The sequence below is a fragment of the Streptomyces sp. ADI95-16 genome (assembly GCF_003721495.1).
Classification (GTDB): domain Bacteria; phylum Actinomycetota; class Actinomycetes; order Streptomycetales; family Streptomycetaceae; genus Streptomyces; species Streptomyces goshikiensis.
This window is the reverse complement of record NZ_CP033581.1, coordinates 3,088,583-3,111,452: the sequence shown is the minus strand read 5'-3', so window position 1 is coordinate 3,111,452 and position 22,870 is coordinate 3,088,583. Positions and strand designations below refer to the sequence as shown.

Sequence of the window (22,870 nt, the reverse complement as noted above, 5' to 3'; positions counted from 1 at the left end):
GGCTGCGGTATTCATCCGGGGTGTTGCATGGGCACGTCCGACGATCCGCACGAAGGAGTGCCGTCATGAACGCCCTCAGGAACGCCGCCCCGGTGACCGCCCGCGCCCGCCTCGCGCGGGGCCCCGCCCCGCTCGCCCACCTGCCCGTTCAGGGGGAGTCCCCGGACGGGCCGCTCACGAGCGAACCCCCGCTCGCCGGCTCCGGGCACGCGCCGTTGACCAGCGAGCCGCCGCTCGCCGACGCGGCCCCGCTGACGAGCGAGCCGACCACCTCCGCCGCGGCGGCCGCCGCGGGGGACTGACCAGCCCGAAGCCAGAGCGCCGTACGGGCCGGGGGCCTGACGGCCCGACAGTCAGATACGGAGAGGGATGCAGATGGACGACCTGGCCCGGCTCGCGGCCCTGCACGGCGTGGCCACCGCCTTCCAGCCCGCCGCGGACGTCACCGTTCCGGTGCCGGAGGCCACCGTCAAGGCGGTCCTCGGGCTGCTGGGGGTCATCACCGACGACGCGGAGAGCGTCCGGGCGCAGGCCGCCGACGCCGTACGGGAGGCGGCCGGGCGGCTGCTGCCGCGGACGGTGGTGCTCTGGCAGGGGGAACCCGTGCCGCCCGAGCCGGCCGGGCTGCCGCCGGGCACCCGGGTGCGGGTCGCCGCGGAGGAGACGGGCGAGGAACTCGCGTGGGGTCCCGAACTGCCCCTCGGGGTCCACCGGCTCACCGCCGAGGCCCCCGACGGGCGGACCGGACGGGCCGCCCTGATCGTGGCCCCGCCGCGAGCCCCGGCCGCGCCCGCGCGGGCCCACGGGCTGCTCGTCCAGCTGTACTCCCTGCTGTCCGAACGCTCCTGGGGCATGGGCGACCTCGGCGACCTCGCGGACCTCGCCCGCTGGGCCGGCCGCACCCACGGCGCCGGGTTCATCCAGGTCAACCCGCTGCACGCGGCCGTGCCCGGGAGCCCGACCGACCCCTCCCCGTACCGGCCGTCCTCGCGGCGCTTCCCGGACCCGGTGTACCTGCGGATCGAGGACGTCCCCGAGTACGCCGACTGCCCCGGCCGCCGGGCCCTCGACGGGCTCGCCGCCCGGGGCGGGGAACTGCGCCGCCAGGTCCTGGAGAAGGGCGCGCTGATCGACCGGGACGCCGTCTGGGAGCTCAAGCGGCAGGCCCTGGAACTGCTGTACGCCGTCCCGCGCACCCCCGAACGGGAGGCCGCCTACGCGGCGTTCCGCGCGGAGCAGGGCGATCCGCTGGACGTCCACGCCGCCTGGTGCGCCGCGCACGCCGGGGAGGACCCCAAGGAGCGGCGGGACTTCCACCGCTGGCTGGTCTGGCTGACGGAAGCCCAGCTCGCCGCCGCCCAGCGGGCCGCGCGGGAGGCCGGCATGACGGTCGGCATCGTGCACGACCTGGCCGTCGGGGTGCACCCGCAGGGCTCCGACGCCTCCGGCACGCCGCACTACGCCGGGGACGCCTCGGTCGGCGCCCCGCCGGACGCCTTCAACGCGCGCGGCCAGGACTGGGGGCTGCCGCCCTGGCGGCCCGACCGGCTGGAGGAGGCGGCGTACGAGCCCTTCCGGGCCCTGCTGCGCGGGGTGTTCCGGTACGCGGGCGCGCTGCGCATCGACCATGTCATGGGCCTGTTCCGGCTCTGGTGGATCCCCCGGGAGGCGCTGCCCGCCGAGGGCACGTACGTCTCCTACGACGGGGAGGCGATGCTCGCGGTGCTGGTGCTGGAGGCCCACCGGGCCGGGGCGCTGGTCATCGGGGAGGACCTCGGGACCGTGGAGCCGCGGGTCCGCGAGGCGCTGGCGCGGCGCGGGGTGCTCGGCACCTCGGTGCTGTGGTTCGAGCGGGACTGGTCCGGCTCCGGCGGCCCGCTGGCCCCCGGGGCCTGGCGGGCGGACTGCCTGGCCACCGTCACCACCCACGATCTGCCGCCGACGGCCGCCAAGCTGGCCGGGGGGCACGTGGAACTGCGCGACCGGCTGGGCCTGCTGACCCGCCCGGCGGAGGCGGAGCGGGCCGAGGACGCCGCCGACACCGCCGAGTGGCTGGAGGTGCTGGACGGCCTCGGCCTGGACACGAAGGGCGAGGAGGCCGCCGTACGGGCCCTGTACGGGTTCCTGCTGCGCACTCCGGCGCGACTGGTCGGGGTGTGGCTGCCGGACGCCGTGGGCGACCGGCGGCCGCAGAACCTGCCGGGGACCTGGGACCAGTACCCCAACTGGCGGCTGCCGGTCGCCGATGACGGGGGCCGGCCGCTGACGCTGGAGGCGCTGACGGCCTCTCCCCGCGCGAACGCCCTGCTGAGCGCCGTACGGGAGGGCGTGCGCACCCGTACGGCACCCCCGGGCGCGCGCCCCGTTTAGGTGTTCGCTACGTTTGCACCGTGGACAAGAAGAACGCTCTGCGCGCCGGCGCCGTCACGGCCGGATCGACGCTGATGATGCTGCTGATGACGTCTCCCGCCCTGGCGCTGACCCGCGACGACGGTGACGACCCGGGCACGGGCCTGAGCATCGCCGAAACGGTCGGCCTGTTCGTGTGCCTGCCGATCGCGCTGTTCCTGATCATCGCGGGCCTGGTGATGGTCGGCGACAAGTCGCACAAGCAGCAGACCGCCAAGTGACGACCGAGCTGACCTGACCTGGTCAGCTCTTAAGACTTCCGGGGCGCCGGGGGTCCGCGGGCCGATGTGCATCGGCTCTCTCGCGGACCTCCGGCGCCTTGTTGCGTCCGGCTGCTACGGCATGCCGGACAGCAGTTTGCGCAGCAGGCCGGTGAGCGTCTCGACCTCGTCCTCGGCCAGTCCGGCGAGCGCGTCCCGCTGGGTCACCAGCCCGGCCGTGACGGCCTCGTCGATGAGGGCCAGCCCGCGCTCGGTGATCGTCACCTGGAGGCCGCGCCGGTCGTGCGGATCGGGCTTGCGGCAGAGCAGCCCGGCCTTCTCCAGCTTGTCCAGGCGCCCCGTCATCCCGCCCGTGGTGAGCATCAGCGTGGCGGAGAGCTGGCGGGGCGAGAGGGTGTAGGGCGCGCCGGAGCGGCGCAGGGTGGCGACGACGTCGAACTCGCCCCGGGAGATCCCGTAGCGCCCGTACGTCTCCTCCATCGCGTCGCCGTTGGCCTTGGCGATCCGGTAGATCCGGCCGAACACCGCCATCGGGTCCGTGTCCAGGTCGGGGCGCACCGCGTGCCACTGGGCGGTGATCGCGTCGACTGCGTCCTTGCTGGCGTCGGTCATGGGCTGAGTATCCGGGTTCCTTTCGGTCGTTCGCAAGAAAGTTGCTTGACGGAAAGTAGCTTAGCAGTAAGCTACTTCCAAGCGACCTACTCGGGGGAGAAGCGGATGGCGACGACGAGGAAATCCAGGGCCAAGGCGCGGGGGACGAAGGCGCGGGAGCCGAAGACGCCGGAGACGCGGGTGGCGGGGGAGCGCTCCCTGCTCCTCGGCGCCGGGATCAGCGCGGTCGGGATCGGCATGTACGTCCCCTTCTCGCTCGTCTTCTTCCACCACGTCACAGGCCTCTCCTTCGCCCTCGTCGGCGTGGTCCTGACCGTGACCGGCCTCATCGGACTGGCGTTCATGCCGCTCGCCGGCTCGGCCGTCGACCGGTTCGGCGCCAAGAAGGTCAACCTGGCGCTGTACGCGGTCCGCGCGGCCGGCTTCGCCCTCTACCCCTTCGCCGGCTCGCTGCCCGCCTTCGCCGCCGTCGCCCTGATCACCGCGCTCGCCGACCGGTCCTTCCCGATCGTGCAGCAGTCCCTGATCGGCGAGGTGGCCCGAGGCGCCGCCCGTGACCGGCTCCAGGCCTCGCTCCGCGCCCTGCAGAACGCCGGAATGGGCGCCGGGGCCCTGCTCGTCTCCGGTCTCCTCGCCCTCTGGGGGACCGGCGCGTTCACCCACACCGCCTGGGGCAACGCGCTCGCCTTCGCCGTCGCCGGACTGCTCGTCAGCCGGGTCCGGCCGGTGCGCGGCGCCGGGGCGGCCTCCGCCCAGCGGGCGGCCGCCGGCTACCGGATGGTGCTGCGCGACCGGCCCTTCCTCGGCCTGACCGCCGCCAACTTCCTGACCGCGCTGGGCTACGCCGCCCTTTCGGTGCTCTTCCCGCTCTACATCGCCACCTGGCTGCACGGCCCCGACTCCCTCACCGGAGCCGCCTTCACCGTCAACACCGCGCTGTGCGCCGGGATCGGCGTCCTGGTCGCGGGCCGGGTGCGCCGCTCCGGAGCCCGCCGGACCCGCTCCGCGGCCCTCGGCTCGCTGCTGTTCGCCGCCGCCTTCGTCGCCCAGATCGTGCTCGGGACGCTGCGCCCCGGGCAGAGCGTGACCCTGGTCGCCCTGCTGGCCATCGTGGTCGTCTACACCCTCGGCGAGCTGGTGCACAGCCCGTCCGGCGGCGCCCTGTCGGTCTCCGCCGCCCCGGAGGCGGTGCGCGGCCGCTACCTCGCCACCTACCAGCTGTCCTACTCGCTGGCCACCGCGCTCGCCCCGTCCCTCTTCACGGGACTGCTCGCGCTGGACGGGCGGCTGCCCTGGGCCGTCCTCGCCGTCGCCGCCACCGGCGCCGCCGCTGCGCTGCTCCGGCTGGAGCGGCACCTGCCGGCCGAGGCCGTGTACGCGGAGCCGCCGGCGGCGGTCGTCGCCGGGTCCGCCCCGCGCGGGGTCGAGCCGACCGCCGCCGCCACCGCTGCCTGAGCCCGCGCTTCCCTTCGGCCACACCGTCCGGTGCCGCCCCCACCCTCTACGAGGAGTTGCCGTGAACCGCTCCGCCACCGTCGCCCTGACCGCCCTCGCCCCGATCTCCTGGGGTTCGACCTACGCCGTCGCCAGCGAGCTGCTGCCGCCCGACCGCCCGCTGTTCACCGGGGTGATGCGGGCCCTGCCCGCCGGGCTGCTGCTGGTCGCCCTCTCCCGCACGCTGCCCAAGGGCGCCTGGTGGTGGAAGTCCGCGGTCCTGGGCGCGCTGAACATCGGGGCCTTCTTCCCGCTGCTGTTCCTGTCCGCGTACCGGCTGCCGGGCGGCGTCGCCGCCGTCCTGGGCAGCGCCGGACCGCTGTTCGTCGTCGGGCTGGCGGCGCTGGTCCTGGGGGAGCGGGCGAGCCTGAAGACCGTGCTCGCCGCCGTCACCGGGGCGTTCGGCGTCAGCATGGTGGTGCTCACCGCCGACGCCGAGCTCGATCTGGTCGGTCTCGTCGCCGGCGTGATCTCCTCCGCCTCCATGGCCGCCGGCACCGTGATGACCAAGCGCTGGGGCCGCCCGGCGGGCGTCGGACCGCTCGCCATGACCGGCTGGCAGCTCACCGCCGGCGGGCTGATCATCATCCCGGTCGCCGCGCTCGTCGAGGGGGCGCCGCCCGCCCTCGACGGCAGGGCCTTCCTCGGCTACGGGTACATGATGCTGATCAACACCGGGATCGCGTACTGGCTCTGGTTCCGCGGCATCGGAGCGCTCACCGCCACCTCGGTCACCCTGCTCGGCCCGCTGTCCCCGCTGACCGCGGCCGTCATCGGCTGGGCGGCGCTCGGTCAGACGCTGTCACCCGTCCAGCTGGCCGGGATGGCGATCGCCTTCGGGGCCACCGTCGCGGGCCAGCTGTTCGCCGGCCGGGCGCCGGTGGCGCGGGAGGTGGCCCGATCGTTCAGTCCTGCTGAACGGAATGATCGAAACATTTCGATGGACCTCAGTGCTTCGCCGGTGCGACGGTAGCCCCGCGAACCGATCCGCACACCGGAACCGAGGGGAGACGCACCGTGGCCGTCATCGACCGCGCCGGCGCCGGCACGCAGCCGCAGCAGCCCCAGCAGACCCAGCAGACGCAGACCCAGGCCCGGACCCGGCGGGCTCCGGGGAAGGGGGCCGGGGTCGGCGTCGGTGTCCTCCTCGCCCTCCTCGCCACGGTGGTCTGGTCCGGCAGCTTCGTCGCCACCCGCGGCATGGCCGACTCCGTCCCGCCCGTCCAGGCCGTCTTCTGGCGCTGGGTCATCGCCGCCGTCGCCGTCTCCCCCTTCGCCGCCCGCCAGGCCTGGCGGCAGCGGGCCCTGATCCGCCGCCACCTCGGCTACACCGCCCTCGCCACGCTGTTCGGCGTCGCCCTCTACAACACGCTGGTGCACCAGGCCGGACTGACCACCTCCGCCTCCAACATGGGCATGATCATGGCCGCCTCCCCGGTCGTCATGGCGCTCTACTCCCGCGTCGGCGGCGAACGCCTCGGCGCCCGGCGGACCTTCGGAATGCTGCTCGCCGCCCTCGGGGTGCTGCTGCTGGTCGGACACGGCTCGCCGGGCCTCGACTTCGCCGCCGGCGACCTGTGGATGTTCGCCGCCGCCCTGTCGTTCGCCACGTACAGCGCACTCCTCAGGCGCAAGCCCGCCGAACTCGGCGGACTGGCCTTCCTGCTCAGCACCTTCGTGCTCGGCACGCTGATGCTGGCTCCCGCCTACGCCGTCTCGGTCACCGTCCAGGGCGGCTTCGCCCTCACCCCGGGCACCGGCGGCATGCTCCTCTACGTCGGCGTCATGTCCTCCGCCGTTGCCTTCTTCGCCTGGAACAAGGCCGTCTCCGTCATCGGCGCCGCCCGCGCCGGCGCCGTCTACTACCTCCAGCCGGTCTGCGTCGCCGGCCTCGGCCTCCTGCTCCTCGGCGAGCGCACCGGCCCGGCCGAACTCGGCTGCATGGCGCTCATCCTCGCCGGCGTGAGCCTGGGTGCCCGCCGGTAGGTTCGGTCCCATGACCGAGTGGGACATCAAGAAGCTGCGGATCCTGCGGACCCTGGCCGAACAGGGCACCGTGACCGCGACGGCCGAGGCGCTGCACCTGACGCCCTCGGCCGTTTCGCAGCAGCTGACCAACCTGGCCCGGCAGCTGGGCGTCCCGCTGCTGGAGGCCCAGGGCCGCCGGGTCCGCCTCACCGACGCCGCGCACCTCGTCCTGCGGCACGCGGAAGCGGTGTTCGCGCAGCTGGAGCGGGCCGACGCCGAGATCGCCGGCTATCTGGCGGGCGAGGCCGGGGAGGTCCGGGTCGGCGCCTTCTCCACCGCCGTCCCGGCGCTGGTGGTCCCGGCGGCGGCCGCCCTGCGGCTGACCCACCCCGGCGTGGAGATCCGCGTACGGGAGACCGAGGCCGCCGAGTCGTACGAACTGCTCTCCGCCGGGGCCGTGGACCTGGCGCTCTCCCTCGCGGCGCACACCCCGCCCGCCCGTGACCCCCGCTTCACCCGCATCCCGCTGCTGGCGGACCCCCTGGACGTGGCCCTGCCGCCGGAGCACCCGCTCGCCCGGTCGCCCCGGCTGCGCCTCGCGGACCTGTCCGGCGAGCCCTGGATCTACGGCGGCTCCGGCCCCTGGTCGCAGATCACCCGCAGCGCCTGCGAGGCGGCCGGGTTCGTCCCGGAGCCGGCCCACTCCGCCGCCGGCTGGTCGGCGATCCTGGCGCTGGTCGAGGCCGGCATGGGCGTGGCCCTGATCCCCCGCATGGCCGTCGGCCGGGCCACCGGGGTCACCGTCCGGGACCTCGGCCGGGACCGTCCCGTCCGCCACGTCATCGCCGCCACCCGGCGCGGCGCGGACGCCGCCCCGGCGGTGGCGCGGGTGCTCGACGCGCTGCGCGAGGCGGCCCGGCTCCGGGCGGCCGGTTCCTCGTAGGCGCGTCCCTTTCCCCGTAGGCGCGCGGGAACGCCGGTGCCCCGGCCCGCCGAAGCGGACCGGGGCACCGGTGGTGTCAGCCGTGCGGCCGGGTCAGGAAGCGGCGGCCGCGTCCGCCGCCTGGGCCTTCAGGGCGCGCTCGATGCCCGCCCGGCACTCCGAGACCAGCCGGCGCAGGGACGGGTTCGGCTCGGCCGAGGCCAGCCAGGCGTCCGTCGCCTCCAGGGTCGCCGGCGAGATCTGCAGCGCCGGGTACAGGCCCACCGCGATCTGCTGGGCGATCTCGTGGCTGCGGGTGTCCCAGACCTCCTTGACCACCGCGAAGTACTTCTCGGTGTAGGGGGCCAGCAGCTCGCGCTGGTCGGTCTGCACGAAGCCGCCGATCACCGCCTCCTGCACGGCGTTGGGCAGCCCGCCGACCTCCACCATCGAGGACCACGCCGCGGCCTTTGCCCCGGCCGTCGGGATCGCCGCCCGGGCGGTGGCCGCGTGGCGCTCGCCCGCCGCCGTGGGGTCCCGCTCCAGCTCGGCCGCGATGACCGGCTCGTCCGCGACCCCGGTCGCCGCCAGGCGCTCCAGGAACGCCCAGCGCAGCTCGGTGTCGACGACCAGGCCCTCGATCACGACCGAGCCGTCCAGCAGCCCCGACAGGTAGGCCAGCTGCTCCTCGGTACGGGCCGTCGCCGCGAAGGCGCGGGCCCACGCCAGCTGGTGGTCACTGCCCGGCTCCGCCGCGCGCAGGTGCTCCAGGGTGGCCCCGGTCCAGGTGGCCAGACCCCGCTCGCGCCACTGCGGGTCCCCGTACAGCTCGATGGCCAGCTTCACCTGGCGGTGCAGGGACTGGACCACGCCGATGTCGGACTCCTTGCCGATGCCGGACAGCACCAGCGCGAGGTAGTCGCGGGTCGCGAGCTCGCCGTCGCGGGTCATGTCCCAGGCCGAGGCCCAGCACAGCGCGCGCGGCAGCGAGGCCTCGAAATCGCCGAGGTGCCCGGTGACGAAGGCCAGGGACTCCTCGTCGAGGCGGACCTTCGCGTACGAGAGGTCGTCGTCGTTCAGCAGCACCACGTCCGGGCGGCGCAGCCCGGCCAGCTCGGGCACGTCCGTCAGCTCGGCGGCCGCGACGTCGAGCTCCACCCGCTGCTCGCGCACCAGCTTGCCGGTCGCCCCGTCCAGGGAGTAGAAGCCCACCGCGATGCGGTGCGGGCGCAGGACCGCCTCGCCCTTGGCACCGGCCGGCAGGGCCGGCGCCTCCTGGCGGACGCCGAAGGAGGTGATGACCCCGTTCGCGTCGGTCTCGATCCGCGGCCGCAGGACGTTGATGCCGGCGGTCTCCAGCCACGCCTTCGACCAGGTGGTCAGGTCGCGGCCGGAGGTCTCCTCCAGGGCGCCGAGCAGGTCGGACAGCCGGGTGTTCCCGAACGCGTGCGCCTTGAAGTACGCCTGCACGCCCTTGAAGAAGGCGTCCGTGCCGACGTAGGCGACGAGCTGCTTGAGCACCGAGGCGCCCTTGGCGTACGTGATCCCGTCGAAGTTGACCATGACGTCTTCTAGGTCACGGATGTCCGCCATGATCGGGTGCGTGGACGGCAGCTGGTCCTGCCGGTACGCCCAGGTCTTGAGGGAGTTGGCGAACGTGGTCCACGCGTGCGGCCACTGCGAGCCGTCGGCGTACGCCATGCACGCGATCGAGGTGTAGGTGGCGAACGACTCGTTCAGCCACAGGTCGTTCCACCACTCCATGGTGACGAGGTCGCCGAACCACATGTGGGCGAGCTCGTGGAGGATCGTCTCGGCGCGCGTCTCGTACGCCGCGTCCGTCACCTTCGAGCGGAAGACGTACTGGTCGCGGAAGGTGACCGCGCCCGCGTTCTCCATCGCGCCCGCGTTGAACTCCGGGACGAAGAGCTGGTCGTACTTCGCGAACGGGTAGGCGTAGGCGAACTGCTCCTGGAACCAGTCGAAGCCCTGCCGGGTCACGTCGAAGATCGCGTCCGCGTCGAGGAACTCGGCGAGCGAGGGCCGGCAGTAGATGCCGAGCGGCACGGACTGCCCGTCCGGGCCCTCGTACGAGCTGTGCACCTCGTGGTACGGGCCGACGATCAGCGCGGTGATGTACGTGGAGATGCGCGGGGTCGGCTCGAAGCGCCAGACGCTGTCCTTGACGTCCTCGGGCTTCGGGGTCGGGGAGTTCGAGATCACCTTCCAGCCCTCGGGGGCCGTCACGGTGAACTGGAACGTCGCCTTCAGGTCGGGCTGCTCGAAGCTGGCGAAGACCCGCCGCGCGTCCGGCACCTCGAACTGGGTGTACAGGTAGGCCTGCTCGTCGACCGGGTCGACGAATCGGTGCAGGCCCTCACCGCTGTTGGTGTACGCGCAGTCCGCGACGACCCGGAGCTCGTTGGCCCCGGCCGCGAGGTGGTCCAGCGCGATCCGGGAGTCCCGGAAGACGGCGGCCACGTCCAGAAACGCGCCGTTCAGGACGACCTCGTGGACGGCCGGCGCGACCAGGTCGATGAAGGTCCCGGCACCCGCCTCGGCCGACTGGAAGCGCACGGTGGTGACAGAGGGGAACGTTCCGCCCTCCTGCGCCGCGCTGAGATCGAGTTCGACCTCGTACGAGTCGACGGTGAGCAGCTTCGCCCGCTGCTGAGCCTCTTCACGGGTGAGATTCGTGCCAGGCACGCGGTCATCTCCTTCGATGGTGACGTTGCCCCGCCATCCTTCCACGCGGGCCCCGCCACCGCGCCGGGGTAATCCACGAGCGAACGCGGGCCCCGTACGCGACGTCCGATTTCCGCCAGCTTCGCCCGCCGCAGACGCGCACCCTGGTGTGCATGACCACGCTGAAGCCCCACACGGCGCTCCCGATCGCCCCGTCCGTCCTCGCGCACCTGCGCGTCCGTGACGACGCCGGGCGGCCCGCCCGCCCGTACGAGGACCCCGAGGGCGGCGCCCCGCTGCGCTGCTGCCTGCGCCGCAGTCTGCCCGGCGAGCGCATCGCCCTCGTCTCGTACGCCCCGCTGCGCCGCTGGGCCGCGGCGACGGGCGCGGACCCCGGCGCGTACGACGAGCAGGGCCCCGTCTTCATCCACGCCGCCGACTGCGCGGGCCCCGCGGCGTGGACCGGGTACCCCTTCGCCCACCCCGGCGCCCTGCGCACGGCCCGCCGCTACGACGCGGCGGGGCACATCCTCGGAGGCCGTGTCCTGACCCTGGCCGCCGACCCCGAGGCGCAGATCGAGGAGGCGCTCACCGAGGCCTTCGCCGATCCGGCCGTCGCCCTCGTCCACCTCCGCGCGGTCGAGTTCGGCTGCTTCCTCTTCGAGGTCCGAAGGGCTCCCTGACCCCGCGGCGCCGGGGACGCGAAAGGGGCGGCGCCCGTACGGCGCCGCCCCTCTGCCCGTGACCGGGATCAGCCGCGCAGCTCCTCGGCGACGAGCTCGGCGATCTGGACCGCGTTCAGGGCGGCGCCCTTGCGCAGGTTGTCGTTCGACAGGAACAGCGCGAGGCCGTTCTCCACCGTCTCGTCCACGCGGATGCGGCCCACGTACGAGGCGTCCTGACCGGCGGCCTGGAGCGGGGTCGGGATCTCCGAGAGCTCCACGCCCGGAGCCTGCGCCAGCAGCTCGTACGCGCGCGCCACGCTGACCGGGCGCGCGAAGCGGGCGTTGACCTGGAGGGAGTGGCCGGAGAAGACCGGCACGCGCACGCAGGTGCCCGAGACCTTCAGCTCCGGGATCTCCAGGATCTTGCGGGACTCGTTGCGGAGCTTCTGCTCCTCGTCGGTCTCGAAGGAGCCGTCGTCGACCAGGTTGCCCGCGAGCGGGATCACGTTGTAGGCGATCGGGCGCTTGTAGACCCGGGGCTCGGGGAAGTCCACGGCCCCGCCGTCGAAGGTCAGCTGGTCGGCGGCGTCGGAGACCGCGCCGGCCTGGCCCTTGAGCTCGGCCACACCGGCCAGGCCCGAGCCGGACACGGCCTGGTAGGTGGTGGCGATCAGCGCGGTCAGACCGGCCTCGTCGTGCAGCGGGCGCAGCACCGGCATCGCGGCCATCGTGGTGCAGTTCGGGTTCGCGATGATGCCCTTGGGGCGGTTCTTGATCGCGTGCGGGTTGACCTCGGAGACCACCAGCGGCACCTCGGGGTCGCCGCGCCAGGCCGAGGAGTTGTCGATCACGACGGCGCCCTGCGAGGCGACCTTCTCCGCGAGGGCGCGCGAGGTGGCGCCGCCCGCCGAGAACAGCACGATGTCCAGGCCGGAGTAGTCGGCGGCGGAGGCGTCCTCGATGGTGATCTCGCGGCCCTCCCACTCCAGGGTCGAGCCCGCGGAACGGGCCGAGGCGAACAGCCGCAGCTCGTCCACCGGGAACTTCCGCTCGGCGAGGATGCCGCGCATGACTCCGCCGACCTGTCCGGTGGCTCCGACGATTCCGACCCTCACGGTGACTCCTTTTGGTACGTACGACGCGGGCGCGCGTGGAGCCATCATGCGTTCGACCCCACGAGGCTTGTCCAATCCATTGTCCGAGGTACGGACGGTGTCCTGGCCGTGAACCCGTGTGACGAGTCCGTGGCGGGCGTGTTGCACCTCCCCCGAACGCCCGTTTCGCCAGGTCGCGGCCGGTTACCGTCCGGTCTGTCGTGTCCGTTGTCCGGACGTGGCAGACCGAATAGCGAACGAACCACCAACCTCGGGGAGAACCACCGTGCGCGCCATCCGCCACCGCCGCCGGTCCATACCGGCGCTCGCCGCCCTCGCGGCCGCCGCCGTCGCCGCACCCGTCCTGCTCACCGCCACCCCGGCGGCCGCCCACGCGCACGACCAGCGGAGCGGCAAGCTGGCCAGGGAACTGGTGGAGGAGGTCACCGCCCGCGGGGCCTACCGCCACCTGGCGAGGTTCCAGCGGATCGCCGATGCCAACGGCGGCAACCGGGCCGCCGGTACGCTCGGCCACCTGGCCTCCGCCGCGTACGTCCACGACACGCTGAAGAAGGCCGGCTACGAGGTCTCGTACCAGGACTTCGACATCTACGAGGCGCACACGAAGACGGAGAAGACCACCGTCCTCGGCGCGGAGCCGCGCGAGCTGGCCACCGCCGCCTTCACCTTCACCCCGTCCACCCCGGCGGCCGGGCTGACCGCGCCGCTCGCGCTCGCCCGGGTCGACGAGACCCCCGGCTGCACCGCCGACGACTACCCGGCCGGTGCCTTCACCGGCAAGATCGCCCTGGTCAAGCGCGGGTCCTGCACCTTCGTGGAGAAGCAGAACGCCGCCGCGGCGGCCGGTGCGGCCGGTGTGATCGTCTACAACCACAGCGGCACCACCCCGGTGCGCGGCGGCTTCTCCTCGCCGGCCGAGGGCCTGATCCCCAGCGCCGGGATCACCCTGGCCGAGGGCGAGGCGCTGGCCGCGGCCGCCGCCGGGGGCGAGGTGAGGGTCCGCCTGGACCTGGAGCAGGAGCACGTCAGGAAGACCACCCGCAATGTGATCGCGGAGACGAAGGGCGGCCGCGCCGACCGGGTCGTCACGGTCGGCGCCCACCTGGACTCGGTTCCCGAGGGCCCGGGCATCAACGACAACGGCTCCGGCTCGGCCGGCCTGCTGGAGGTGGCCCTGAAGCTCGCGGAGGAGGGCGCGAACAAGAAGGGCCAGGGGCCCGCCAACAAGGTGCGGTTCGCCTGGTGGTCCGCGGAGGAGCTGGGCCTGCTGGGTTCCGAGCACTACGTGGCGCAGCTGTCGGCGCGGCAGAAGAAGGACATCGCCCTCTACCTGAACTTCGACATGATCGCCTCGCCGAACCCGGTCCAGTTCGTCTACGACGGCGACGACTCCGACAAGAGCGGCGAGGGCGCGGGCCCGGCGGGCTCCGCGCAGATCGAGGCCCTGATCAACGGGTTCCTCGACAAGAAGGGCAAGCCGCACGAGGGCAGCGACTTCGACGGCCGCTCCGACTACGGCCCGTTCATCGCGAACGGCATCCCGGCCGGCGGCACCTTCACCGGCGCCGAGGGCATCAAGACCGCGGAGCAGGCCAAGCGGTACGGGGGCACGGCCGGCGCCGCGTACGACCCGAACTACCACGGTGCGGGCGACGACCTGAAGAACCTCGACCTCAAGGCCTTCGACACCAACCTGGACGTCATCGCCCACGCGGTCGGCACCTACGCCCAGGACCTGCGCTCGCTCGGCAAGTAGTCCCGTAGCCCCGGGCCCGGGGGGAAAAGGGCCGGGGGCTTTGCGAGGGGGAAAGGCGAAGGGGCGGGCGCCCGATCCGGGCGCCCGCCCCTCCGTCATGCGATCAGCCGGTCACCCGTTACGGGAGGACCTTCTCGATCTGGACGCTGCCGGTGCCGGCGGCGGTGCCGCGGCCGTTGAGCAGCTTGACCTCGCCGAAGAACTGACGGCCCTCGGGCGCCGGGGCGGCGGCCAGGACCTTCGCCGAGACGGACGCGGTGGCGCCGCCCGCGAGGTTCACCGCGGCGGCCTCGTCGACCTGGAGGGAGCCCAGGGCGGACGAGAAGTACACGTCGCGGTAGTTGAAGGTGGTGCTGCCGGACGGAACCGCGTAGCCCGCGACCTCGATGGTGTAGGTGCCGGCGGCCGGGTTGACCAGGCTGACGGCTTCCTCGGAGTCGCCGTCGGCGGACGAGCCGACCTTCACGCCGTCCTTGAGGACGGTGAGGTCGAGGTCGGCACCGGTGTCGGAGACCCCGCCGATGGCCACGTCGAGGCGGGAGACGCCCGCGCCGATGGTGACGGTGCTGGTCTGGGTCTCACCGGCCGCGATGGTCGGCTTGGCGACCTTCGCGGAACCGAGCGCGCCGCCCTGGAGCTTGCCGCCGGAGATGGCCGCGCCGTCGTTCTTGACGGTCCACTGGACCGGCGCCGGGGTGCCCTGCTTGACCTCGGGGAGGACCTTGACCGCCGGGTCGAAGGCCGCGCCGAGGACGCTGACGTCCAGCTTGAACGGGTTGTCGAGCAGCGGCGACGTACGGCGCGACTCGACCTCGATCTCCCAGACGCCCGGGGTGGGCTCGGGGTACGAGCGCAGGTCGGGGCGGCAGGTGTTGGCCGGGTTGTTGTAGTTCGGGTAGCACTGGGTCGTCGCGCTGTCCTCGACGCCCACACCGTACGGGTGGATCGAGATGAAGCGCGTCTGGCTGCCCGCCGCCAGGCCGCCGAGGGCGACCTCAAGGGTCTTGGCGCCCTGCGGGACGGTCACGAAGTACGACTTGTGGCTGTTGCGCTGCACCGAGGAGGTGTCCGACATCGTGAACGACGGCTTCGCCAGCGGGGTGGCGGCGACGACCGTGGTCAGGATCTGCTTGTCGATGCCCTCGGTGGTCTCGTCGTCCAGCTGCAGGATGCCGCTGTGCACGCCGGCCGACGTGGCCTTGGCCTCGACCTTGATCGTGACGGGCTTGTTCAGGGGCAGCGTGACGTAGTCGTAGCCGCCGACGACCTTGAACGTGCCGTCGTTGTTGCGCCAGGTCAGGTCGTGGCGGGTGCCGTACTTGACGCCGGTGGTGCGGGTGACGACGACGTCGTAGACCTTCTTCTGGCCGACCTTGAGGCCGCCCTCACGGTCGTAGACGCCGGTGCCGAAGCCCGGGGTCTTCAGGAACTGGTCGATCGCGGTGTCGACCGGCGCCTTGACGGTGAACTCGTTGGCCTTCGCGTCGCGCTGGATGGACTCCCACGCGTCGACGATGTTGATCAGACCGGAGCCCTGGGCGTGCGCCGGGACGTCGGCGATCTGCTTCGCGGTGCTGGTCAGCGCCACGCGCAGGCCGGCCGGCTTGAGCGCGATGTTGTGCTGCTTCGCGGCCGAGATCAGCAGGGCGCTGGCGCCCGCCGCCTGCGGGGAGGACATCGAGGTGCCCTGGAGCATGCCGTAACCGGCAGGCAGGGTGTAACCCGCCTCGGCCACGGGCGCGCCGGGCAGCCAGGTCTGGATGGTGTTGATGGCCGCGCCGGGGGCGGTGATGGTGGGCGTGAAGCCACCGTCCTCACGCGGACCGCGCGAGGAGAAGGGGAACATGTTGTACTTCTTGGTCACGCCGGAGCCGTAGTTGGCGGCCCAGGTCTCCTTGGAGACCGCGGCGCCCACCGAGATGACCTTGTCGGCGAGGCCGGGGTCACCGATGGTGTTGAGGCCGGGGCCCTCGTTGCCCGCCGAGATGACGAGCTGGACACCGTAGGTGTCGATGAGGTTCTTGTAGAGCTCGGAGCGGGCGTTGTTGCCGTCGTTCAGCGCCGGCAGGCCACCGATGGACATGTTGACGATGTCCACGCCGCGGTTGACGACGAGGTCGATCATGCCCTCGGTCAGCGCGATGTTGGTGCAGCCGCCGGACCAGGAGCAGGCGCGCGAGGAGACGATCTTGGCGCCGGGCGCCTCGCCGTTCATCTTGCCGCCGAAGAGGCTGTTGGCGGCGGTGATGCCGGCGACGTGCGTGCCGTGCTCCGACTCGATGATGCCGATGTTGACGAAGTCGGCCTTCTTGCCGGCCCAGTCGCCCCCGAAGGGGTCCATCGGGACGTCCTTGCGGATCTGGATCACGAACGGGATGCGCTCGGCGACGTCGGTCGCCGGGTTGTCCGTGCCGAAGTAGCCGACCTGGTAGCCGTCCTTGTACGGCTTCATCGGCTCGTTGTTGGTGAAGTCGCCGTCCTGGTCGGTGTCGACGCGGACGGTGCCGGCGGCGGCGTCGTAGAGCATGCCGAACCGGTCGGTGGTGTCGCCGTCCCGGTTGACGTCGCCCTTCATGTCACCGGTGGCGGTGATCGACTCGCTGAAGCGGCTCCACTGGAAGGTGCCCTCGGGGGCCTTCCAGCTCTGGCCGCCGGCGGTGAAGGCACCGCCCGTGGAGGTGACCGGGGTGATCTGCGGGCGCCAGGTCGCGTCGTTGTCCGCGATCGGGTCGGTCGCCGTGACCCAGTCGACGATCTTGCGCTCGCCGGTGGTGGTCTTCTGGAGCGCCGGGTGGCTGATGTCGACGCCCGAGTCCAGGATGCCGATGGTCACGCCACGGCCGTCGGCCTGCGGGTTCTCCTTGACGAAGTCCACCGCGCCGGTCTCGAAGGACGGGTTGTACGGGTTCTTCGCCGGGGTGTTCTTGTCCGGGCCCGGGTAGGTCTCGGCCGCGGTCTTCTTGACCGTGCCGGTCTCGCGGTCCGAGGACGGCCGCGGGTCCGGGAGCTGGATCTCGTGCCGCAGGTCGATGCCGTGCACGGAGGACAGCTTGGCGGCCGCCTTCAGCGCGGTCTCGGCCTTGTCGGTCGGCAGGGTGGCGCGTACGTAACCGAGCTTGTCGTACGTCTGGCCCACCGAGGCGCCCTGGACGGCGTCGAGCTGCTGGGCGACCTGCTTGGTCTCGCCGGGGGCGGTCGCGACCATCACGGTGACGGTCTTGTCACCCTTGGTCTTGGCCTCCTGCAGCAGCTCGACGTCGGCGGAACCGAGCTTCTGCTCCGCGGACTTGACCGGAGTGGGGCTCCCCGGGGCGGGGGTGGTGCCGGCGGCGAAGGCCGGCATGGCTCCGGCCGTGCAGAGCGCGGCCACGAGGCCCGCGGCTGCCGCGACACGGGCCGCACGTCTGGCCCCGGATATGGAGCTGGGGGATTCGAGGGTCATCAGCATCCCTGGCTAAGTGAAAGATACGGTCCGGATTTCGGTGCCGGATGACCGGTCAGCTTTGCGCAAGTGACAGCTCTTTGGGGAGGGTTGTCATTGACCGAGACCTGACATGGCGGGAACTCGCCAGCGCGGGGAACATGCCAGTGGCCCCGTACCGGCGCAGAGCGGCATCAAACACCGCTGCCGTTCGGTCTATTTGTCGACTTGGCGGCCATGCGTCAGACCTCCGGCGGCGTTCCGCCGGAGGTCGGGTGTGACAACTTTCGCCGCTTCAGCGCTCGCGCGTGCGCGCGTAATGACGGGAGGCCTTCGCGCGGTTGCCGCAGGCCGCCATGGAGCACCAACGCCGGGTGCCGTTGCGCGAGATGTCGTGGAAGCGCAGGACGCAGGTGGGCGAGGCGCAGGTGCGGATCCGGTCGGGCGCCGATTCCAGCAGGCCGAGGTAGTCGCGGGCGGCCAGCCAGGCCGGGCCCCAGGCGGGGTCGGCGAACTCGGCGCGCTCGCCCGGGCCTTCGGCGGTCAGGGTGGCGCGGATCCGCCCGTGTTCGAGGACGGCGTCGACCAGTTCGCGGGCGCCGGTGTCGGCGGGGTCGGCCACCGCGCGGGCCAGCGACTCGCGGGCGGTCAGCAGGTGGACCAGGGTCGCGGCGTCGGCCCGGAAGCGGCCGGCCAGCCCCACGCTCTCCAGCCAGACCGCGAGGCCCTCGACCCGGGTCAGGCCGGCGGCGCCGGCGAACAGGTCCAGCGGCTCGCCGTCCGCGATCCAGCGCGTGTTCAGCAGGTCCAGCGAGACCGGCTCCCCGGTCAGTGGGCGCGGATCCGCCGTCTGTGCCGCCATGTCCCCGCCCGCCTCCCGCGTGTGCCAACTAACCCTTCAAGAGTACGTGACCGGTTGACGCCCGACGCCCTAACCGTTAATTTTGATTTAGAAGGTTAGGAAATCGGGGTGGGGTGAACGAAGGGAGCGGCGCCATGGCGTACCACTGGGGCTCGCTGGCCGTGCAGGACCGGGTCGGGGTGCGGGAGCTCGCCGAGCACGTCGGCCGGTCGATCGGGCCGGACGTCCGGGGCGCCGCGGCGCTCTTCCTCGCCCGGCAGCCCCACCTGGTCGTCGGCGCCGCCGACGGTACGGGGCGGCTCTGGGCCTCCCTGCTCACCGCGGCCCCCGGCTTCGTACGGGCCACGGGGCCGGACCGGATCGAGGTCGAGGGCGGACTACCGGAGGGGGACCCGCTCGCCGGGGCGCTGGCCACGGTGGGCACCCGGGTCGGGACGATCTCCCTCGACCCGCGCACCCGGCGCCGGCTGCGGCTGAACGGGACGCTCGACGCGGTGACGCCGGGCGGGTTCGCCGTGGCCGCGGAGCGCGTCTTCGGAAACTGTCCCAAATACCTGCAGAAGCGGGAGCCGCTGGAGCTCGTCGCGGAGGGAGCCGGTGTCGTGGGGCGCGGGGACGCGCTCACCCCCGGCCAGGAGCGGGCCGTCCGCGCCGCCGACACCTTCTTCGTCACGACGACCGCCGAGGGCGCGGTGGAGGCGAGCCACCGGGGCGGGCTGCCGGGGTTCGTGGAGGTGCACGGGCCGGGCGAGCTGTCCTGGCCGGACTATCCAGGCAACGCGATGTTCCTGACCCTGGGGAACCTGGCCGCCGACGAGCGGGCCGGGCTGCTGTTCCCCGACTGGGAGACCGGGGCGGTGCTCCAGCTCAGCGGGCGGGCCGGGACCGAGTTCGGGGCGGGCGGCGACGGGGGGCGCCGGGTGCGGTTCCATGTCGAGTCGGTGGTGGAGGGCCTGCATCCGGGGCGGCTGCTGTGGAGCACCCCGGAGTACTCGCCGGCCAGTCCGCCGCTTCCTCAACGGGGCAGTACGACGAGGTAGGCGGCCGGCTCGCGGTCGACGGAGGCCGTCAGCGCGGTCCTGACCACCGCGGCCTGCTGTTCGGGCCAGTCGCGCAGCTTGCGCGGGGTGATGTGGATGACGGTCACTCCGAGCCGCTCCAGGGTCTCCCGCTTGCGGACGCACTCGGACCACTGCTCGTCCTCGCCCTGGCGGGGGGCCCGGGTGTCGATCTCGACGGCGACCGCCTGCTCGGGCCAGTAGGCGTCGACCCCGCCGAGGTGCGGGCCGCCGGGCAGCCGCAGGTCCACGTTCCAGACCGGCTCGGGAAGTTCGTAGCCGCGGACGAGCTGGTAGAGCCGGTCCTCGGCGATGGCCCGGCCCTCGGCCAGGAGGGACTCGACGGCGTCGACGACGTGCGGCCGGTTCAGCAGCCGGGCCACCGTCAGCTCCCGCACCACGGCGGCCGGTTCGCAGTGCCCGCCGCGCACGGCCTCGCTGAGCAGGCGCCGTACCGTCGTCGCGTCGGAGAGCCCGGCGACGGCGTCGGCGACGGCGCGGGCCACGGGCGCGACGGGAAGGCCGGTCACCTCGACGGGCAGGGGCGGGGTGTGGGCGCGGACGACCCGGACGTCCCCGGCGGAGCGCAGGCGGCGGGTGTTCGGGACGAGCACGTCGATGTGGGGGAGCGCGAGGAGCGCGGGGGCGGAGCCGAACCGGTAGAGGGCGAGGGCCGCCAGCCCGGTGATCATGGCCTCGTCGTTGCCGCGCCGGCCGGCGTACAGGAGGGCCGCGTGCAGCCGCTCCTCGCTGGTCGCGGGGCCGGAGTGGAGCAGGAACACCCCGGGCAGGATCTGCTGCCAGGGCCGGCCGGCGGCGTCGGAGGCGGTGACTCCGTGCTCGCGGAGCTGGGCGAGGCTCAGGACGCGGGGCCGGCTGCCGGTGAGGTGGGCGAGGGGGAGGGGCGCGTTGTGGTTCATGTCGCGGAGTCTCCCGCTGCCCGAGGCCGCGCTAACCCCTGTTACATTTTCGTCGGCAAATCGGGACAAGCCCGCACTAAAGTACGGGCGTTCGACTGCCGACACTGCGCAGCGGCCGGGGTGGCCGCGCCGGGCGGGACGGGCGCCTGACCGGCCCCGCCCCGCCCGCCGGCATCAGCCCGCGGCCGCCGCGTCGCAGGCCTGCGCGCGCAGGGCGCGGGCCAGGTCGTCACGGGCTTCCAGGACCAGCCGCCGCAGCGCCGGGGCCGCCTGCGCGTGGGAGGAGAGCCAGGCGTCCGTCGCCGCCAGCGTCGCCGCGTCGTCCTGCAACGCCGGGTACAGCCCCCGCACCACGTCCATGCCGATCTGGATCGAGCGCTCGGCCCAGACCCGCTCGATGACCTCGAAGTACGGCTGCGCGTACCCGGCCAGCAGGGCCCGCTGGGAAGGCTGCTGCATGCCCGCGATGGTGGCCTCCACCAGCGCGTTCGACAGCGCGTCCGACTCCACCACCGCCGCCCACGCCTGGTCCTTGACGGCCGCCGACGGCCGCGCCGCCAGGCACCGCACCTGGTGCCGCTTGCCCGACGCGGTGTCGTCGCGCGCGAGTTCGGCGTGCAGGACGCCCTCGTCCACGGCGCCGTGCGCGGCCAGCGGGAGCAGGAAGTCCCAGCGCAGCTCCTGGTCCACCTCCAGCCCGTCGATCCGAGCCGATCCCTCCAGCAGACCCAGCAGCAGCTGGAAGTCGCCCTCCGTCGTCGCGCCCGCCGCGAAGAAGCGGGCCCAGGTCAGCTGGTGCTCCGAGCCCGGCTCGGCGAAGCGCAGCTCTTGCAGCGCGCACGCCGCCAGCACCCGCCCGCCCTGCTCGCGCCACTCGGGCGCCGCGTAGTGGGTGATCGCGCCGAGCGCCTGCCCGTGCAGCATCTGGAGCACGCCGACATCGCTCTCGCGGCCCGCGTGGGCCAGCACCAGCGAGATGAAGTCCCGCGCGGGCATCAGCGCGTCACGCGTCATGTTCCACAGCGCCGACCAGCACAGCGCCCGCGCCAGCGGGTCCGTGACACTGCCCAGGTGTGACCGCAGCGTCGCCAGCGAACCCTCGTCGAAACGCATCTTGCAGTACGTCAGGTCGTCGTCGTTGACGAGGACCAGGTCGGGCCGCTCCCGGCCCGTCAGCTCGGCGACCACGCTGCGGGCACCGGCCACATCGGCCTCCGCCCGCGCGTACCGCACCAGGCTCCCGTCGGTGTCCAGTCGGTACAGGCCCACCGCGACCCGGTGCGGGCGGGCCGCCTCCGCTCCCGGCTGACCGGACAGGGCGTCGCCCTCCTGCACCACGGCGAGCTCGGTGATCCGGCCGCCCGCGTCGCAGGTCACCACCGGGGTCAGCGTGTTCACGCCCGCCGTCTGGAGCCAGGCCCGCGACCACTGCGCCATGTCCCGCCCGGACACCTCGCCGAGCACCGACAGCAGGTCGTCCAGCGTGGTGTTCCCGTACGCGTTCGCCTTGAAGTAGCGGCGCGCGCCCTCCAGGAACGCCTCCCGCCCGACGTAGGCGACGAGCTGCTTGAGGACCGCCGCGCCCTTGGCGTAGGTGATCCCGTCGAAGTTCAGCTTCGCGTCCTCCAGGTCACGGATGTCGGCCGTGACCGGGTGCGTGGACGGCAGCTGGTCGGCCCGGTAGGCCCACGCCTTGCGGTTGTTGGCGAAGGTGACCCACGCCTGGTCGAAGCGGGTCGCCTCCACCTGCGAGAAGGAGCCCATGAAGTCCGCGAAGGACTCCTTCAGCCACAGGTCGTCCCACCACTTCATGGTGACCAGGTCGCCGAACCACATGTGCGCCATCTCGTGCAGGATCGTGTTGCACCGGCGCTCGTAGGAGGCCCGGGTCACCTTGCCGCGGAAGATGTACTCCTCGCGGAACGTCACCATCCCCGGGTTCTCCATCGCGCCCAGGTTGTACTCCGGCACGAACGCCTGGTCGTACTTCCCGAAGGGGTACGGGTAGTCGAAGTGCTCGTGGAAGAAGTCGAAGCCCTGCTTGGTGACGAGGAAGACGTCATCCGCGTCGAAGTGCTTCGCCAGCCCCTTGCGGCACATCGCGCCCAGCGGGATCGTCAGGTCGCCGCGCGTGTAGGTGTCCGTCACGTAGTGGTACGGGCCCGCGACCACGCAGGTGATGTACGTGGAGATCGGCGCGGTCTCGGCGAAGCGCCGGGTCAGCCCCTCGCGGGACTCCTCCGCCCCGTTGCTCCACACCTGCCAGCCCTCGGGCGCGGTCACCTCGAAGCGGTACGGCGCCTTCAGGTCCGGCTGCTCGAAGTTCGCGTACACCCGGCGGGCGTCGGCCGGCTCGTACTGGGTGTAGAGGTAGACCTCGCCGTCCTCCGGGTCGACGAAGCGGTGCATGCCCTCGCCCGTCCGGCTGAACGCGCAGTTCGCGTCCACCACCAGGACGTTCTCGTTCTCCAGCCCGTTGAGGGCGATCCGCGCCCCGTCGAAGACGGCGGACGGGTCCAGCGCGCGCCCGTTCAGGGTCACGGTGTTCACGGAGGGGGCGATCAGGTCCGCGAACGTGGCCGTGCCGGGGGCCGCGGCCCGGAAGCGGACGGTCGTCACCGAGCGGAAGGTCCGGGGGCCCTCGGCCGGCTCGGCCTCCTCCACCGCGGACCTCAGATCGAGGACCACCTCGTACCCGTCGACGGACAGCAGCTCGGCCCGCTCGCGGGCCTCGTCACGGGACAGATTCTCTCCGGGCACGT

Annotated in this window: 17 protein-coding genes; 10 read left to right on the top strand and 7 right to left on the bottom strand. The window is 72.9% G+C overall.

All coding sequences use genetic code 11. The features are described 5' to 3' along the window. Window positions 1–65: 65 nt before the first annotated feature. The 3 genes from EES41_RS13610 to EES41_RS13600 all read left to right on the top strand — a co-directional run bounded on the left by EES41_RS13610 (window position 66) and on the right by EES41_RS13600 (window position 2,630). Complete coding sequence (locus tag EES41_RS13610; RefSeq protein ID WP_123078383.1) at window positions 66–302, top strand: hypothetical protein; 237 nt, start codon at window positions 66–68, stop codon at window positions 300–302. A 67-nt stretch (window positions 303–369) separates the two neighbouring features. After that, on the top strand, window positions 370–2,370 hold the full coding sequence (locus EES41_RS13605) for a 4-alpha-glucanotransferase (RefSeq protein WP_123078381.1): 2,001 nt from the start codon (window positions 370–372) through the stop codon (window positions 2,368–2,370). A gap of 20 nt (window positions 2,371–2,390) precedes the next feature. Then, on the top strand, window positions 2,391–2,630 hold the full coding sequence (locus EES41_RS13600) for a hypothetical protein (RefSeq protein ID WP_123078379.1): 240 nt from the start codon (window positions 2,391–2,393) through the stop codon (window positions 2,628–2,630). A gap of 114 nt (window positions 2,631–2,744) precedes the next feature. Here EES41_RS13600 and EES41_RS13595 read toward each other — a convergent pair whose 3' ends face one another. Then, window positions 2,745–3,242 carry a MarR family winged helix-turn-helix transcriptional regulator gene (locus EES41_RS13595; protein ID WP_123078377.1) on the bottom strand — a complete coding sequence of 166 codons (498 nt, stop codon included), beginning with the start codon at window positions 3,240–3,242 and terminating at the stop codon, window positions 2,745–2,747. Window positions 3,243–3,347: 105 nt separating this feature from the next. Here EES41_RS13595 and EES41_RS13590 point away from each other — a divergent pair, with 105 nt between their 5' ends. The 4 genes from EES41_RS13590 to EES41_RS13575 all read left to right on the top strand — a co-directional run bounded on the left by EES41_RS13590 (window position 3,348) and on the right by EES41_RS13575 (window position 7,647). After that, the gene (locus EES41_RS13590) at window positions 3,348–4,697 is read left to right on the top strand and encodes an MFS transporter (protein ID WP_123078375.1); all 1,350 of its coding nucleotides are present in this window, start codon (window positions 3,348–3,350) and stop codon (window positions 4,695–4,697) included. Between the two features lie 61 nt (window positions 4,698–4,758). Further along, window positions 4,759–5,709 (top strand): EamA family transporter, encoded by a 951-nt coding sequence (locus EES41_RS13585; protein WP_123078373.1) that lies wholly within the window; start codon window positions 4,759–4,761, stop codon window positions 5,707–5,709. A gap of 44 nt (window positions 5,710–5,753) precedes the next feature. Further along, a complete protein-coding gene (locus tag EES41_RS13580; protein ID WP_123078371.1) occupies window positions 5,754–6,722 on the top strand; it encodes a DMT family transporter in 969 nt (322 codons plus the stop codon). A 10-nt stretch (window positions 6,723–6,732) separates the two neighbouring features. Next, the gene (locus EES41_RS13575) at window positions 6,733–7,647 is read left to right on the top strand and encodes a LysR family transcriptional regulator (protein ID WP_123082432.1); all 915 of its coding nucleotides are present in this window, start codon (window positions 6,733–6,735) and stop codon (window positions 7,645–7,647) included. Window positions 7,648–7,740: 93 nt separating this feature from the next. Here the strand turns inward: EES41_RS13575 and pepN (EES41_RS13570) are convergent, their stop codons facing one another. Then, window positions 7,741–10,332: an aminopeptidase N gene (gene pepN / locus EES41_RS13570; protein ID WP_123078369.1), complete on the bottom strand. Its 2,592-nt coding sequence runs from the start codon at window positions 10,330–10,332 to the stop codon at window positions 7,741–7,743. A 152-nt stretch (window positions 10,333–10,484) separates the two neighbouring features. Here pepN (EES41_RS13570) and EES41_RS13565 point away from each other — a divergent pair, with 152 nt between their 5' ends. Beyond that, complete coding sequence (locus tag EES41_RS13565; RefSeq protein ID WP_123078367.1) at window positions 10,485–10,994, top strand: DUF1203 domain-containing protein; 510 nt, start codon at window positions 10,485–10,487, stop codon at window positions 10,992–10,994. Between the two features lie 68 nt (window positions 10,995–11,062). On the opposite strand, the gene EES41_RS13560 is transcribed toward EES41_RS13565, so the two are convergent. After that, a complete protein-coding gene (locus EES41_RS13560) occupies window positions 11,063–12,091 on the bottom strand; it encodes an aspartate-semialdehyde dehydrogenase (protein WP_123078365.1) in 1,029 nt (342 codons plus the stop codon). A 265-nt stretch (window positions 12,092–12,356) separates the two neighbouring features. On the opposite strand from EES41_RS13560, the gene EES41_RS13555 reads away from it, so the two are divergent. Further along, the gene (locus EES41_RS13555) at window positions 12,357–13,847 is read left to right on the top strand and encodes a M28 family metallopeptidase (RefSeq protein ID WP_123078363.1); all 1,491 of its coding nucleotides are present in this window, start codon (window positions 12,357–12,359) and stop codon (window positions 13,845–13,847) included. Window positions 13,848–13,965: 118 nt separating this feature from the next. Here the strand turns inward: EES41_RS13555 and EES41_RS13550 are convergent, their stop codons facing one another. Next, window positions 13,966–17,289, bottom strand: a complete 3,324-nt coding sequence (locus EES41_RS13550; RefSeq protein ID WP_123082431.1) for a S8 family serine peptidase — start codon at window positions 17,287–17,289, stop codon at window positions 13,966–13,968. Window positions 17,290–17,563: 274 nt separating this feature from the next. Continuing rightward, window positions 17,564–18,130: a CGNR zinc finger domain-containing protein gene (locus EES41_RS13545; RefSeq protein ID WP_123078361.1), complete on the bottom strand. Its 567-nt coding sequence runs from the start codon at window positions 18,128–18,130 to the stop codon at window positions 17,564–17,566. 134 nt (window positions 18,131–18,264) lie between these two features. Here EES41_RS13545 and EES41_RS13540 point away from each other — a divergent pair, with 134 nt between their 5' ends. After that, window positions 18,265–19,170 (top strand): pyridoxamine 5'-phosphate oxidase family protein, encoded by a 906-nt coding sequence (locus EES41_RS13540; protein WP_123078359.1) that lies wholly within the window; start codon window positions 18,265–18,267, stop codon window positions 19,168–19,170. Here EES41_RS13540 and EES41_RS13535 read toward each other — a convergent pair. Beyond that, window positions 19,146–20,108, bottom strand: a complete 963-nt coding sequence (locus tag EES41_RS13535) for a hypothetical protein (protein WP_123078357.1) — start codon at window positions 20,106–20,108, stop codon at window positions 19,146–19,148. The two genes, EES41_RS13540 and EES41_RS13535, sit on opposite strands and share 25 nt — an antisense overlap. A gap of 174 nt (window positions 20,109–20,282) precedes the next feature. Then, window positions 20,283–22,868, bottom strand: coding sequence for an aminopeptidase N (pepN, locus tag EES41_RS13530; protein ID WP_123078355.1), 2,586 nt, complete (start codon window positions 22,866–22,868; stop codon window positions 20,283–20,285). Window positions 22,869–22,870: the final 2 nt, after the last annotated feature.

Bases quoted from the DNA above. Each gene is read 5' to 3' on its own strand.
- EES41_RS13610 (WP_123078383.1), top strand. From the start codon at position 66: ATGAACGCCCTCAGGAACGCCGCCCCGGTGACCGCCCGCGCCCGCCTC.
- EES41_RS13605 (WP_123078381.1), top strand. From the start codon at position 370: ATGCAGATGGACGACCTGGCCCGGCTCGCGGCCCTGCACGGCGTGGCC.
- EES41_RS13595 (WP_123078377.1), bottom strand. From the start codon at position 3,242: ATGACCGACGCCAGCAAGGACGCAGTCGACGCGATCACCGCCCAGTGG.
- EES41_RS13590 (WP_123078375.1), top strand. From the start codon at position 3,348: ATGGCGACGACGAGGAAATCCAGGGCCAAGGCGCGGGGGACGAAGGCG.
- EES41_RS13575 (WP_123082432.1), top strand. From the start codon at position 6,733: ATGACCGAGTGGGACATCAAGAAGCTGCGGATCCTGCGGACCCTGGCC.
- EES41_RS13565 (WP_123078367.1), top strand. From the start codon at position 10,485: ATGACCACGCTGAAGCCCCACACGGCGCTCCCGATCGCCCCGTCCGTC.
- EES41_RS13550 (WP_123082431.1), bottom strand. From the start codon at position 17,289: ATGACCCTCGAATCCCCCAGCTCCATATCCGGGGCCAGACGTGCGGCC.
- EES41_RS13545 (WP_123078361.1), bottom strand. From the start codon at position 18,130: ATGGCGGCACAGACGGCGGATCCGCGCCCACTGACCGGGGAGCCGGTC.
- EES41_RS13540 (WP_123078359.1), top strand. From the start codon at position 18,265: ATGGCGTACCACTGGGGCTCGCTGGCCGTGCAGGACCGGGTCGGGGTG.
- EES41_RS13535 (WP_123078357.1), bottom strand. From the start codon at position 20,108: ATGAACCACAACGCGCCCCTCCCCCTCGCCCACCTCACCGGCAGCCGG.